Annotated in this window: 12 protein-coding genes; 7 read left to right on the top strand and 5 right to left on the bottom strand. The window is 71.7% G+C overall.

Going from position 1 to position 12,814, the window contains the following annotated elements:
- Positions 1 to 69 precede the first annotated feature (69 nt).
- Entirely contained in the window at positions 70 to 3,120 is a 3,051-nt protein-coding gene (locus BLW32_RS19035; protein WP_231857275.1) for an MMPL family transporter, read from the top strand.
- Here BLW32_RS19035 and BLW32_RS19040 read toward each other — a convergent pair.
- Positions 3,077 to 4,321 (bottom strand): MFS transporter, encoded by a 1,245-nt coding sequence (locus BLW32_RS19040; protein ID WP_082791185.1) that lies wholly within the window; start codon positions 4,319 to 4,321, stop codon positions 3,077 to 3,079. The two genes, BLW32_RS19035 and BLW32_RS19040, sit on opposite strands and share 44 nt — an antisense overlap.
- 97 nt (positions 4,322 to 4,418) lie before the next feature.
- Between BLW32_RS19040 and lipA the strand changes: the two genes are divergently transcribed.
- Together lipA and BLW32_RS19050 are read left to right on the top strand one after the other, a co-directional pair.
- The gene (gene lipA, locus BLW32_RS19045; RefSeq protein WP_068739242.1) at positions 4,419 to 5,447 is read left to right on the top strand and encodes a lipoyl synthase; all 1,029 of its coding nucleotides are present in this window, start codon (positions 4,419 to 4,421) and stop codon (positions 5,445 to 5,447) included.
- Between the two features lie 18 nt (positions 5,448 to 5,465).
- Complete coding sequence (locus tag BLW32_RS19050) at positions 5,466 to 6,230, top strand: DUF4191 domain-containing protein (protein WP_068521104.1); 765 nt, start codon at positions 5,466 to 5,468, stop codon at positions 6,228 to 6,230.
- A 103-nt stretch (positions 6,231 to 6,333) separates the two neighbouring features.
- Here BLW32_RS19050 and BLW32_RS19055 read toward each other — a convergent pair whose 3' ends face one another.
- A complete protein-coding gene (locus tag BLW32_RS19055; RefSeq protein ID WP_068521106.1) occupies positions 6,334 to 6,816 on the bottom strand; it encodes an RDD family protein in 483 nt (160 codons plus the stop codon).
- 188 nt (positions 6,817 to 7,004) lie between these two features.
- Here BLW32_RS19055 and glnA point away from each other — a divergent pair, with 188 nt between their 5' ends.
- On the top strand, positions 7,005 to 8,438 hold the full coding sequence (gene glnA / locus BLW32_RS19060) for a type I glutamate--ammonia ligase (RefSeq protein ID WP_068521110.1): 1,434 nt from the start codon (positions 7,005 to 7,007) through the stop codon (positions 8,436 to 8,438).
- Positions 8,439 to 8,495: 57 nt separating this feature from the next.
- Here the strand turns inward: glnA and BLW32_RS27790 are convergent, their stop codons facing one another.
- Positions 8,496 to 9,080, bottom strand: coding sequence for a P-loop nucleotide/nucleoside kinase family protein (locus BLW32_RS27790; protein ID WP_068739244.1), 585 nt, complete (start codon positions 9,078 to 9,080; stop codon positions 8,496 to 8,498).
- Between the two features lie 36 nt (positions 9,081 to 9,116).
- On the opposite strand from BLW32_RS27790, the gene BLW32_RS27795 reads away from it, so the two are divergent.
- Positions 9,117 to 9,308 carry a hypothetical protein gene (locus BLW32_RS27795; RefSeq protein ID WP_170181070.1) on the top strand — a complete coding sequence of 64 codons (192 nt, stop codon included), beginning with the start codon at positions 9,117 to 9,119 and terminating at the stop codon, positions 9,306 to 9,308.
- Here the strand turns inward: BLW32_RS27795 and BLW32_RS19075 are convergent.
- Positions 9,305 to 10,618, bottom strand: a complete 1,314-nt coding sequence (locus BLW32_RS19075; RefSeq protein ID WP_231857276.1) for a polysaccharide pyruvyl transferase family protein — start codon at positions 10,616 to 10,618, stop codon at positions 9,305 to 9,307. The genes BLW32_RS27795 and BLW32_RS19075 overlap by 4 nt on opposite strands.
- Positions 10,619 to 10,709: 91 nt before the next feature.
- On the opposite strand from BLW32_RS19075, the gene BLW32_RS19080 reads away from it, so the two are divergent.
- Together BLW32_RS19080 and BLW32_RS19085 are read left to right on the top strand one after the other, a co-directional pair.
- Positions 10,710 to 11,258: an FKBP-type peptidyl-prolyl cis-trans isomerase gene (locus BLW32_RS19080; RefSeq protein ID WP_068521147.1), complete on the top strand. Its 549-nt coding sequence runs from the start codon at positions 10,710 to 10,712 to the stop codon at positions 11,256 to 11,258.
- Between the two features lie 104 nt (positions 11,259 to 11,362).
- The gene (locus tag BLW32_RS19085; RefSeq protein ID WP_068739248.1) at positions 11,363 to 11,839 is read left to right on the top strand and encodes a nitroreductase family deazaflavin-dependent oxidoreductase; all 477 of its coding nucleotides are present in this window, start codon (positions 11,363 to 11,365) and stop codon (positions 11,837 to 11,839) included.
- A 22-nt stretch (positions 11,840 to 11,861) separates the two neighbouring features.
- Here the strand turns inward: BLW32_RS19085 and BLW32_RS19090 are convergent, their stop codons facing one another.
- Positions 11,862 to 12,800, bottom strand: coding sequence for an endonuclease/exonuclease/phosphatase family protein (locus BLW32_RS19090; protein ID WP_068739249.1), 939 nt, complete (start codon positions 12,798 to 12,800; stop codon positions 11,862 to 11,864).
- Positions 12,801 to 12,814 lie beyond the last annotated feature (14 nt).

Raw genomic sequence — 12,814 nt, forward strand, 5'->3', positions numbered from 1 at the left:
TACGGTTCACACCTATCAGTCCAGTTCGATTTTTGGACCACGGCCGGATCTCCTCCGGCGGACCGGAAGGTGACCGTGATCGACGCCCATAGTAATTCCGCAGCGAAGCAGCCCTTCTTCGCGCGGCTCGGCCGACTCTGCGTGCGCTACGCGGCCTGGATCCTGCTGTTCTGGGTCGGCGTGGCCGGCATCCTCAACGTCGCGGTGCCGCAACTCGAGGTCACGGTCCACAAGCACTCGGCACCGTTCATCCCGGGCGACCTGCCCGGCGTCGACGGGCTGCGCGCCATGGCCGAGGAGTTCGGCACCCCGTCGTCCACGGCGCAGGGCAACGTCATCGTCGCCGCCGAGGGGAGGATCGGCCCCGAGCAGGAGCAGTACTACCGCGCTCTCACCAGCGCGCTCGAGGCCGACAAGGAGCACGTCGCCTACGTCATCGACACCTTCGGTAAGCCGGCCGCCCGCGAGGTGGGCCTGAGCCCCGACGGTAGGGCGATCAACCTGCTCGTCGCCGAGGTCGGCGACATCGGTTCCACGCGGGCGCAATCGAGCACCGAGGCGATCCGGGAGACCATCCGTTCGATCCCGGCGCCGGCGGGCACCACCGTCGAGTTCACGGGCACGGCACCGACGCTGTCGGACCTGTTCACCGCGATCGACGCGTCGCTGCTCGTCATCACCGCGGTCTCCGTGGTGCTCATCATGGCGCTGCTGCTCGTCACCTACCGGTCGATCGGCGCGGCGATGGTCCCGCTGCTGACCATCGGCCTCTCGCTCGCCGTCGCGCGGCCCATCGTCTCGTTGCTCGGCGAACACGAGGTGATCCCCGTGTCCAACTTCTCCATCGCGATCATGACCGCGATGGTGCTGGGCGCGGCCACCGACTACGCGATCTTCGCCGTCGCGGGGTACCACGAGGCGCGGCGCGCGGGGATCCCGTCCGACGAGGCCGCGGTCGCCGCGTCGACGCGCGTCGGGCGCATCATCGTCGCCTCGGCCCTCACCATCGCCGTGGCGAGCGGCGCGATGATCTTCTGCAAGGTCGGCATCTTCGTCACCGCCGGCCTGCCGACCACGATCTCGATCATCGTGACCTGCCTCATCGCCCTCACGCTGCCGCCGGCCCTGCTGCGCTACCTCGGCGCGCGGGGCTGGGTGGAGCCCCGCCCGGGCACCGAGAAGCGCTGGCGCCGCACCGGCGCGAAGGTGATGCGCCGCGCGGTGCCGCTCTCGGCGGCCGCGCTCGTGGTCCTCCTCGCCGCCGCGGCGGTGCTGCCGAGCATGGTGATCGGCTTCGACGAGAACCGGATGCAGCTGCGGGCCACCGACTCCCGCAACGGCTACGAGACGGTCATGGAGCACTGGGGCGTCAACGAGGCGGTGCCCGAGTTCCTGCTCATCCGCGCCGACCACGACATGCGCAACACCCACGACCTCGCCGCGCTCGAATCCATCGCGATCGGGGTGTCGAACCTGCCGCAGGTGGCCTACGTCCGGTCGATCACCCGGCCCGACGGGAAGCCGATCCCCGAGTCGGCCGTCGGCTACCAGACGCAGCAGGTCGCGAACGGCCTGGGCGACGCGAACCGCCAGCTCAAGGACGCCTCGCCGCAGCTCAAGGCGCTCGCTTCCGGCGTGGACCAGCTCAATACCGGCGCGGGCGAGGCGTCCCGCCGGGTACCGGAGCTCGTCGCGGGCACCCAGCGCGTCACCGGGCTGGCGTCCGGCGTGCTCGACGCCCTGACCTCCGCCCAGCAGGCGCTCGCCACCGCGAGCGGCGGCACCGTCGACGTGAACGCCGCGACCGCCCTGCTGCGCAGCGCCGTCGCCACCCTGACCACCGCCGCCGACGCCGTCCGGACCGCGCAGCGGCAGAACGCCGGGATCGGCGAGGTGTTCGGCCCCCTGGTCGGCCCCGCCTCCCCCGCCTGTGCCGCCGACGCGAACTGCACCGCCGCGCGCCGGGCCTTCGCCGAGCTCGACCGCGCCACGTCCGGGCGGGCCTCGACGGCGGTCCGCGCGGCCACCGTCGTGCTGCCCGCGGGGACGACGGACCGCGCGGCGACCGCGCTCTCCCAGGCCGACGACGCGCTGGCCCGGCTGCAGGGGCTCCTCAAGGGCCTCGGGGGCCTCAGCCCCGAGCAGGTCAAGGCGCAGCTCGCGGAGTTGAACGCGGGCGTCTCCCAGCTCTCCACGGGCCTGTCCCAGCTCAGCGCGGGCCTCGGGCAGGTCAAGACGGGCACCGATCAGGTGGTCGAGATGACGGGCCGCCTCCAGGAGGGCCTCGGCACCGCCACGGACTACCTCACCGGGCTCAGCGCCGGCACGACCGACGGCCCGGGCCGCGGCTTCTACCTGCCCGCCCAGGGACTGCAGTCGGATCGCTTCGTCGACGGCTCGCGGGTGCTCATGTCGCCCGACGGCCGGTCCGCCCGCATGCTCGTGGTGTGGGGCATCAACCCGTACTCGGACGAGGCGCTCAACACGGCCGCGTCGATCCCCGACGCCGCGCGGGCGGCGGCGCACGGCACCGTGCTCGAGTCCGCGACGATGGACGGCTTCGGCCTGGCCTCGATCTCGGCGCAGATGCGCGAGCAGGTGCTGCGGGACTTCCTGCTCTTCGGGCTGGTCGCGGTGATCGGCGTCTTCCTGGTGCTGCTGGTGCTGCTCCGGGCGGTGATCGCGGCGGCGCTCATGGTCGCCACGGTGGTGCTGTCCTTCGCCGCCGCCGCGGGTGCGTCGGTGCTGCTCTGGCAGCACGGCCTGGGGATCCCCGTCGACTGGTCGGTGCTGCCGATCGCCTTCATGGCGCTGGTCGCGGTGGGCGCGGACTACAGCATGCTGTTCGCGGACCGGATCCGCGAGGAGGCCGCCGGGGATTCGACGGTGCGCGGCGTGCTCCGCGCGTTCGGCACCACCGGCAGCGTGATCACCACCGCCGGACTGGTCTTCGCCATCACGATGTTCGCGCTGATGAGCGGCAGCGTGATCAACCTGCTGCAGATCGGCTCGACCATCGGCATCGGCCTGCTGATCGACATCGTCGTGGTGCGGACCGTCTTCGTGCCGGCGGCGATCACCGCGCTCGGCGACCGCGTGTGGTGGCCGTCGAAGCCGTGACGGCCGCGTCCCGGGTCCGCTGGGCCCGGGACGGCGCGGCGCCGAGGCGGACGGAGGCGAAGGACAGGAGCGACGCGGCCACGGCGAACCCGGTGGCCGCGGCGGCGAACACCGGGCCGCCCACGGCGACCGCGCCCAGCACCGAGGTGCCCGCGGCGATACCGGCGTTGGTGCACGCGTTGTTCCAGCCGAGCACCGCGGCGCGGTTGTCGGGATCGACGGAGGAGAGGTAGGTCTGCTGGGCCGAGAAGAAGGCGCCGCCGCCCGCGCACCACACCGCGATCGCCGCGATGGCGACCGCCGGGACCGTCGCCGTCGTGGCGACCGCCACCCCCGCGGCGACCACCAGTGCCGCGCCCGCCGGCACCCACGCCGGGTGCACACCGGGCCGGGCCAGGCGGTCGACGAGCGCCCCCGTCGCCACGGAGCCCGTCATCGAGCCGATGCCCACGACGAGCCCGATCAGGCCCAGCGCGGTGAGGCCGTAGCCGAACCGCTGCGACAGGAGCACGCCCACATAGGTGTACGCGCCGAGCCGGCCGGCCTGGAGCAGGAGCGACGACGTGAACGCCAGCGCGATCCGGCGGTCCCGCCACGGCGCGAACAGGCCGCCCCGGTCCGGGCCCGGCGCGGTCGGCCCGGCGGACGGCAGCCGCAGCGCGGTCACCGCGGCTACCACCAGCATCGGCACGCCGATCAGCAGGTACGGCGCGCGCCAGCCGAGTCCGTGCGCGAGGAGCGCTCCCAGCGGGACGCCGAGGACCTGCCCGCCCGCGTAGGCGGCCGCGCCCAGCGAGACGGCCCGTCCGCGCTGTGCGGGCGCGGCGTACTCGGCGAGGTAGGCCCAGATCGACGGTGCGCCGAGGGCCGCGCCGAGCCCCGACAGCGCCCGCGCCGCGACGAGGAGCCCCAGCGACGGCGCGACGTAGCTCAGGACGTCCGCCACGGCGAAGACCGCCATCCCGACGGCGATCGCGTGCCGGCGCGCGAGGCGGTCCGAGAGCCGGCCGAACAGCGGCCCGGTGACGGCGTAGCAGAGGACGTACGCGGTGACGACGTTGCCCGCGGCGCCGGTCGACGCACCGAACGACCGCGCGATGTCCGGCAGCAGCGGAGCGACGAGATTCATCTCGGCGCCCATGAGGAAGAACACCAGGTAGAGCACGCCGAACGTGCCCCACGGGGTCCTCCCCTGCACCATCGCCACACCTTCCGTCCGAGCCAGATTAGATGATCGAAGGATCGCGGTCGATCGGGCGTGACCCGCGCCACCGGCGGGCCGCGGGACCGGGCGTAGCATGGACCGGGTGAGTACCCCGGAGAACCCCCGCAAGCTACTCCGCCTCGAGGTCCGTAACGCACAGACCCCGATCGAGCGCAAGCCGAACTGGATCCGCACGCGCGCGAAGATGGGCCCTGAATTCACCGAGCTCAAGGGCCTCGTCAAGCGTGAGGGCCTCCACACGGTGTGCGAGGAGGCGGGCTGCCCCAACATCTACGAGTGCTGGGAGGACCGCGAGGCCACCTTCCTCATCGGCGGCGAGCAGTGCACCCGCCGCTGTGACTTCTGCCAGATCGACACGGGCAAACCGGCGGAACTGGACCGCGACGAGCCGCGCCGCGTGGCCGAGTCGGTGCAGGCGATGGGCCTGCGCTACTCCACCATCACGGGCGTCGCGCGCGACGACCTGCCCGACGAGGGCGTCTGGCTGTACGCCGAGACCGTGCGCCAGATCCACAAGCTGAACCCGAACACGGGCGTCGAGAACCTGATCCCCGACTTCCACGCCAAGCCGGAGCTGCTCGCGGAGGTCTTCGAGTCGCGCCCCGAGGTGCTGGCCCACAACCTGGAGACGGTGCCGCGCATCTTCAAGCGCATCCGCCCGGCGTTCCGCTACGACCGGTCGCTCGACGTGATCCGCCAGGCCCGCGACTTCGGCCTCGTCACCAAGTCGAACCTCATCCTCGGCATGGGCGAGACCCCCGAAGAGGTGACGGAGGCGATGCGCGACCTGCACGACGCGGGCTGCGACATCATCACCATCACCCAGTACCTGCGCCCGTCGCCGCGGCACCACCCCGTGGAGCGGTGGGTCAAGCCCGAGGAGTTCGTCGAGCACACGCAGGCCGCCGAGGAGATGGGCTTCGCGGGCGTCATGGCCGGTCCGCTGGTGCGCTCGTCGTACCGCGCGGGCAAGCTCTACGCGAAGGCGATGGCGCACCACGGTCGGCCGATCCCGGCCAACATGGCGCACCTCACCGCGGAGGGCGACGCCGCGCAGGAGGCCACGTCGGTGTTGAGCCGCATGGCCGCCGCCGCGAAGTAGAACATTAAGCTGGGAGACATGGCACAGGACAAGGCAGCGGCCGACAAGCTCAAGGCACAGAAGGCCGAGGCGAAGCGGGCACGGCGGGCCGCTTCGAAGGAACGCCGCAAGCAGATGTGGCAGGCGTTCCAGATGCAGCGCAAGGAAGACAAGGCGCTGGTGCCGATCATGGTCGGCGTCTTCGTCGTCGCGGTCGCGCTGTCGATCGGTCTCGGCGTCCTCATCGGCCAGCCGTGGTGGATGTTCCTCATCCTCGGCGTGCTGCTCGGCGCGCTCGGCGCGTTCATCGTGTTCACGCGCCGCCTCGAGCGCAGCGTGTACACGAAGAACGAGGGACAGGTCGGCGCCGCCGGCTGGGCGCTCGACAACATGCGCGGTTCGTGGCGCGTGACGCAGGCCGTCGCCCGCACCACCCACGCCGACGCCGTGCACCGCGTGATCGGCAAGCCCGGCGTGATCCTCGTGGCCGAGGGCAACGAGGGCCGCATCAAGGGCCTGCTCGCGCAGGAGAAGAAGAAGACGGCGCGCGTCGTGGGCCAGACGCCGATCTACGAGTTCACCGTGGGCAACGAGGAGGGGCAGGTCCCGCTGCGGAAGCTGCAGCGCTCGCTGAACAAGCTCCCGTCGAACATCAACGGCAAGAAGATCGACGAGCTGGAGGGCCGGCTCGCCGCCCTGTCCAACCGGAGCGGCGGCGCGCAGATGCCGCGCGGCCCGCTGCCGCAGGGTGCCAAGATGCGCAGCGTGCAGCGCACCGTCCGGCGCAAGACCGGCTCCAACTGATCCCGCCCTCGGGGCCCGCTACGGCGGGCCCTGAGTCGTCTCGGCGGGCCCTGAGTCGTCTCGGCGGGCCCTGAGTCGTCTCGGCGGGACGTCGAGCTCGTTCTCAGCGGGCCTTGACGAGGATCGTTCCGGTGGCGCGATCGTGCATGCCGCGGCCGTCCACGTCCTGGATCAGCGGCGGCACGATGAACACGATGAGCAGGTTGCGCGCGAGCGCGCGGACGAGACCGACGCGCATCTGCGCGTTCTCGATCCGGGCGACGCGCAGGCCGGCGAAGTACTGGCCCGGCGTGAAGCCGAACAGGGTCACCGACAGCACGCCCACGGCGAACCAGATGCCCAGCGCGAGCGTGTCGAAGGCGGTCGGCTCCCCCGCGAAGACGCGGCTCGGGCCCACGATCGCCACCGCGATCAGCGCGGACGGCACCCAGTCGAGGAACAGCCCCAGCACGCGGCGGCCCGAGCCGGCGGCGGACCCGGCACCGTCGCGCGGCAGCCCCAGCGCCTGCCCGCGGTACTCCCCGTGGGAGCCCTCCGGCAGGGCCGCGGAGGCTCCGGACAGCCATGATCCCGTTTCTCGACGCATGGCTCCCAGGGTACGTGGGGTCCGATTCGGCGGCCTCCCGGACCACCCTCGATGTGTAACACCGTTGAAACATTGCGTTAGTTCTCGGGCAACACCTCGTCCATAACGTTCATTCTCGTAACCTCGGTGGTGGTGCGAACGGTACGACCGCGACCGTCACCGCCGGACGACGAAGGAGCCAGTAACAGGTGTTCACTACCAAAGAGGAACTTCTCGACTACCTGAAGAAGGAGAACGTCGAGTACGTCGACATCCGCTTCTGCGATCTGCCCGGCACGATGCAGCACTTCAGCATCCCCGCCGAGGCGTTCGACGAGAGCGTCTTCGAGGACGGCCTGGCGTTCGACGGTTCGTCGATCCGCGGCTTCCAGTCGATCGACGAGTCCGACATGATGCTGCTGCCCGACGTCACCACGGCGCGCATCGATCCCTTCCGTGCCGCGAAGACCATGAACATCTCGTTCTTCGTCCACGACCCGTTCACCCGTGAGGCGTACACCCGCGACCCGCGCAACATCGCGCGCAAGGCCGAGGAGTACCTGCTCAGCACCGGCATCGCCGACACCTGCTTCTTCGGTGCCGAGGCCGAGTTCTACATCTTCGACTCGGTGTCCTACGACTCGACCATCAACGGCTCGTTCTACGAGGTCGACTCGGTCTCCGGCTCCTGGAACACCGGCCGCCCGATCGAGGAGGACGGCTCCCCCAACCGCGGCTACAAGGTCCGCAACAAGGGCGGCTACTTCCCCGTCGCGCCGTACGACCACTACGTGGACCTGCGCGACAAGATCTCCACCAACCTCAAGAACGCCGGCTTCACGCTCGAGCGCGGCCACCACGAGGTCGGCACCGGCGGCCAGGCCGAGATCAACTACAAGTTCGACACGCTGCTCCACGCGGCCGACGACGTCCAGCTGTTCAAGTACATCGTCAAGAACACCGCGTGGCAGGAGGGCAAGACCGTCACGTTCATGCCGAAGCCGCTGTTCGGTGACAACGGCTCGGGCATGCACGCCCACCAGTCGCTGTGGAAGGACGGCAAGCCGCTGTTCTACGACGAGGCCGGCTACGGCGGTCTGTCGGACATCGCGCGCTGGTACATCGGCGGCATCCTGCACCACGCCCCGTCGCTGCTCGCCTTCACGAACCCGACGATCAACTCGTACAAGCGCCTCGTGCCGGGCTACGAGGCCCCGATCAACCTGGTGTACAGCCAGCGCAACCGCTCGGCGTGTGTGCGCATCCCGATCACGGGCAACAACCCGAAGGCCAAGCGCATCGAGTTCCGCTGCCCCGACTCCTCGGGCAACCCGTACCTGGCCTTCGCCGCCATGATGATGGCCGGCCTGGACGGCGTGAAGAACAAGATCGAGCCGCACGCCCCCGTCGACAAGGACCTCTACGAGCTGCCGCCCGAGGAGGCCAAGGGCATCCCGCAGGCCCCCACCCAGCTCTCGGACGTGATCGACCGCCTCGAGGAGGACCACGAGTACCTCACCGCCGGTGGCGTGTTCACCGAGGACCTCATCGAGGAGTGGATCTCCTACAAGCGCGAGAAGGAGATCGCCCCGGTGAACCTCCGCCCGCACCCGTACGAGTTCGAGCTCTACTACGACGTGTGATCCGTAGCGCCGCGATCTGATTCGGCCCCGCACCTGCTTCCCGGGTGCGGGGCCGTTTCACGTCCTCCTGGCCCGACGGTGCGCTCCCCCGTCAGGTCCCCGGTCGGGCAGGGCGTCGCGCACGCGTGCGACCGTGACGGGCAGCGAACCCGATGCATCGATCCGGACGGCGGTCGGCCGCAACGCGCGCAGCGGCTCCAGCGATGCCACCAACGCATCGGCGTCCGCCGCGCCGACCAGACGATTGTTGACCGCGTGCTCGGGGCGGTCGGGGGCCGCCGCCCGCGCCTCCAGTCTGGCCGCGAGTTCCGCGGCGTCCAGGTCGAGGACGATCTCGGCGAAGCGTGCACCGCATCGGTCCGCGAGTCGTTCCAGTGCCTCGATGAACGGCGTCCGTGCGAGGTACTGCCCCAGCACCACATCGAGGCCCGCTCGCAAGTGCACCTCAGCGGCGTCGAGGGCCTGCTCCCGGGCGCGGATCCCCGACTCGATCGGGGCCCTGTCCCAGTCGGGTAGGGCGTGCTTGAGCCGGTCGACGTCGATCATGACCATCGCCGGGTCCTCGTCGGCAAGCGCAGCGGCGATCGACGACTTGCCCGAGCCGGGAGCGCCGTTGATCAGAATCAGCCGAGTCGAATGCACCCCGCCGAGCGTAACCTCGGTGGAGAACGGGAGGCGATGATGTTCGAGACCGAACTCAAGGGGAACGACGTGGTCGACCGTTCCGGCGCCGGTTCCGGCCCGGCGCGCCCGCGGGTGAGCACCACGCTGCCCGACGGCGAGGTGCTCGTCATCCCCACTGCGGACATGTCCAGGCAGCACGACGCCAAGAATCTCGGCCGCAGTTCCGCCCGCCCGGATTCCTCCTAGCCTCGCCCACCCCTCGGGTACAGCGTCTCGGCGAGCGCGGCCTTCCGCGCGACGTTGGCCCGACGGTCCGCCTCCGGGAATCCTCCGGCATCGGGCCGGGCGGGGAGCGGTGCGGCGTCGTCCACGACGGTCCACCGCGACCCGGCGTCGATGAGCGAGCCGTGCTTGATGTCGTAGTACTCCCGCTTGGGCACCACCGCGACGCCGCTGTCGCCCGCGGCGGCGGCGAGGAGGTGCGGGTGGAACCGCGAGCTGATCCACGTGCGCCCCTCGCCGACGGGCAGGCCCGTGCGCCAGACGTCGAGGAACGGGATGATCCGCGCACCGTCGATCCTGTCCCCCAACAGCTTCGGGACGGTGTAGTCGTGGCCCGGTATGCCCTCGACGACGGTCACCCGGTCGCCGGGCACGTCCCACGCGTCGAGCACGTCGCGGGCGAGGGCGGCCAGCGCGGGCGCGCCGGACAGGCCGCCGCGGACGAAGCCCTCGGACAGGTCCTCCTGCATGCACAGCACCACCTCGCCGGGCAGCGCGGGGACCGCGGGCGCCCGGCCGAAACCGCGCCCGATTCCCGGCCGGCCGGCCGCGGTGTCGAGCCCGAGCCACACGTCGTCGCCCGTGAACGAAGCGCCGGGCACGCCCCGCAGCGCTTCGAAGGACGGGCGGTCCCGCACGTCGAAGACCGCGAAGGCCGCCGCGTCGCCGAGGAACCGCTCGAGGTCGGCGGCCTCGGGCAGCGGGAGGAGCCCGAGTCCGGATGCGTACGCGGGCGTGCCGGTGCGCCGGGCGACGGCGGCCACCGCCGAGATCACCGGGAACCACTGGGGCCATTGCCGGTTCACGTAGCCGCCGCCGATGACGTGGATACTGGCGGCGCGCAGCAGGTGGTCGACGCCCTCCGCCAGCCCCGGCGCGATCCGCATATCGGTCGCGGCGCCCGCGACCCAGTCCTGGGCGGCCGTCCCCGACCGCAGATCGGGGTTCTCGTCGGCGGCGCGGGCGAGCCGCCACAGCGTGTCCACGAACACGGCGCGCGGGTGGTCGCCGGCGAAGAGCAACGCCGCCTCTCCCACGTGCGCGACGTCGACCACGACGGTGGCGGTGGGCCGGACCCGCGCCAGGTGCCGGAGCCAGATCCGCAGCACCAGTTCGTCGCCCAGGTTGGGGTGTCCGGCGACGCCGATGAGGTAGACGATCTCGCCGCGCCCGAGCCCGCCGAGCAGCCGCTCCGCGGCCCCCACGGCGCGTCGCGCGGCACCGTCGAGGCGGGCGATCCGCGCCAGCTCCGCCACCGTCCCACGCGTTCCCACGGCCACACGCTACCCAACGCGCGTCCGGCATTCGCTCTGCCGAGCCTGGGACCTCACTGTGAACCTCCGGCGACGCGGTAGGTTCGAGTCCATGCGTGCCTCCCGCCCGACCCTCGCCGTCGTCGCCGCCGTCCTCGCGGCGGGGGCGCTCACCGCCTGCAGCACGCCGGAGGCCTCCGCGGCCTGCCCGACGGGCGCGCCCAGCACGGCGAACTCGCCCGACTGGACCTACCAGGGCCAGACGGGGTCGATCGTGGTCACCGGGCCGACCGACACCGCGTCGCCGCAGATCACCGTCGAGAAGCCCTTCTCCGTGGCGCAGACCCACGTCCAGGCCTTCAACCCGCCCGGCGACGGCGCCGTGGTGGGCGAGGCGGCGACGGTCTCCGTCTGCTACCTGGGCGTGAACGGCCGGACCGGCGAGCGCTTCGACAGCACCTACGACCGCGGCAAGCCCGCCTCCTTCTCCCTGGACGGCGTGATCCCCGGCTTCAAGAAGGCCATCGCCGGGCAGAAGGTCGGCACCTCGGTGGGCGTGGCCATCGCGCCGATGGACGGCTACGTCACCGGCCAGCCCTCCGCCGGCATCCAGGCCGGAGACACGCTGATCTTCGCGATCAAGATCCTCTCCGCCTCGTAGCCGCCAGGCCCGCGAGGCCGCGCCGCCGCGGATTCAGGGATCGCCCTGATGCGCTGCGACGACCGCGCCGCAAGACTGGGATCACCCGATCCCCAGGAGGCGTCATGCGCGTACTGTCCGTCGTCGTCGGAGCCGTCGTGCTCCTCCCCCTCGCGGCGGTCGCCGTGATCCTCGCGGGCATCCGGTTCCGGATCCGCCCGATCCTCGACCTCGTCCGCCGCATCAACCGGGACTTCACCAATCCCCGGTCGATGGGTGACGCCGAGTCCCCCGACTCCACCCGCACCGTCGTGCGGCACGTGGGCCGCCGCAGCGGCAAGTCCTACGAGACCCCCGTGGACGCCTTCGACACCGACCGCGGCACCCTGCTCATCGCCCTGCCGTACGGGCCCGACACGGACTGGGTCCGCAACATCCGCGCGGCGGGCACCGTCGACCTCCTGCGCCGGGGTGCGACGATGACGGCGTCGGAGCCCCGCGTGGTCGCGACCGCCGCGGTGCTGGGTGAGATCCCGGTCGGCGCGCAGCGCACGCTGCGACTGTTCAACGTCGAGAACTGCCTGGAGCTCCGCGTGGCCTGAGCCGGCCCGGACGACGCCGCGCTCAGCCCACGCGGGCGAGCACCGCGCGATGGTCCGCGCCCGGCACCTCGTGCCCGGACACGGAGGCGGCGCCGAGCCCGCGCAGCAGGACGTGGTCGATGCCGACCACCGGCGGGTAGGCCTTGTCCGTCGGGTAGGTCGGCAGCCACCCGGCGCCCGCGAGCTGTCCCGCGTCGCGGTAGCCGCCCGTGAGCAGGCTGCGGAAGCGCACGTGATCGTAGGTGGCGTTGTAGTCGCCCAGGGCGACGACGGGCCTCCCCTCGGGCACGCCCTGCAGGAGGGCCCCGATCCGGCGCAGTTCGGAGTCCCAGGTACCGGCGTCCAGGGGCGGCACGGGATGGAGCGCGAAGAGCTGCACGTCGCCCCGGCCGGGGACGGTGGCGACGGCGGTCAGCGCGTTCATGACGAAGCCGGGGACGACGCCGGTGCTCGTGAGGGGGTGGCGGCTGTAGAGCGCCGTGCCGTCGGCGAGGGCCGCCGACCGCACGAACGAGTGCGGCAGGTCGGTGGCGATGCTCGACGCTCCGATCCGCTGGGCCGCCTCGTCCGTCACCTCGAGGACGGCGAGCACGTCGACGCGGTTGTCGCGCACCAGCTTCGCGAGCGCATCCGTATCGCCCGCACCCACTTGGATGTTCGCGGTCAGCACGGTCAGCGCCTGGCCAGTGGGCGCCGGCTCGCCGCGCCACAGGGGCGCCTGCACCCAGATCCCCGCCGCGGCCACCGCCACTGCCAGCACCAGGCGCAGCAGTGCGCGGACGTACAGCAGGCACACCACGGCGAGAGCGATGCACGCCACCAACAGCACCGGCGAGACCGCGGCGGCCGCGACCGTGATGCGGTCGGTGCCGGGCCAGAAGTGCAGGACGAGAGCCAGGATCGCGCCCAGCAGGGCCGCGGTGCCGACGATGCTCGCCGCCGTCCGGAAGAAGAACCTCATGCGGACATCCTGCC

This window comes from Tsukamurella tyrosinosolvens (assembly GCF_900104775.1).
In the GTDB taxonomy this organism is placed as follows: Bacteria; Actinomycetota; Actinomycetes; order Mycobacteriales; family Mycobacteriaceae; genus Tsukamurella; species Tsukamurella tyrosinosolvens.

Bases quoted from the DNA above. Each gene is read 5' to 3' on its own strand.
- BLW32_RS19040 (WP_082791185.1), bottom strand. From the start codon at position 4,321: ATGGTGCAGGGGAGGACCCCGTGGGGCACGTTCGGCGTGCTCTACCTG.
- lipA (WP_068739242.1), top strand. From the start codon at position 4,419: ATGGACCGGGTGAGTACCCCGGAGAACCCCCGCAAGCTACTCCGCCTC.
- BLW32_RS19050 (WP_068521104.1), top strand. From the start codon at position 5,466: ATGGCACAGGACAAGGCAGCGGCCGACAAGCTCAAGGCACAGAAGGCC.
- BLW32_RS19055 (WP_068521106.1), bottom strand. From the start codon at position 6,816: ATGCGTCGAGAAACGGGATCATGGCTGTCCGGAGCCTCCGCGGCCCTG.
- BLW32_RS27795 (WP_170181070.1), top strand. From the start codon at position 9,117: ATGATGTTCGAGACCGAACTCAAGGGGAACGACGTGGTCGACCGTTCC.
- BLW32_RS19080 (WP_068521147.1), top strand. From the start codon at position 10,710: ATGCGTGCCTCCCGCCCGACCCTCGCCGTCGTCGCCGCCGTCCTCGCG.
- BLW32_RS19085 (WP_068739248.1), top strand. From the start codon at position 11,363: ATGCGCGTACTGTCCGTCGTCGTCGGAGCCGTCGTGCTCCTCCCCCTC.
- BLW32_RS19090 (WP_068739249.1), bottom strand. From the start codon at position 12,800: ATGAGGTTCTTCTTCCGGACGGCGGCGAGCATCGTCGGCACCGCGGCC.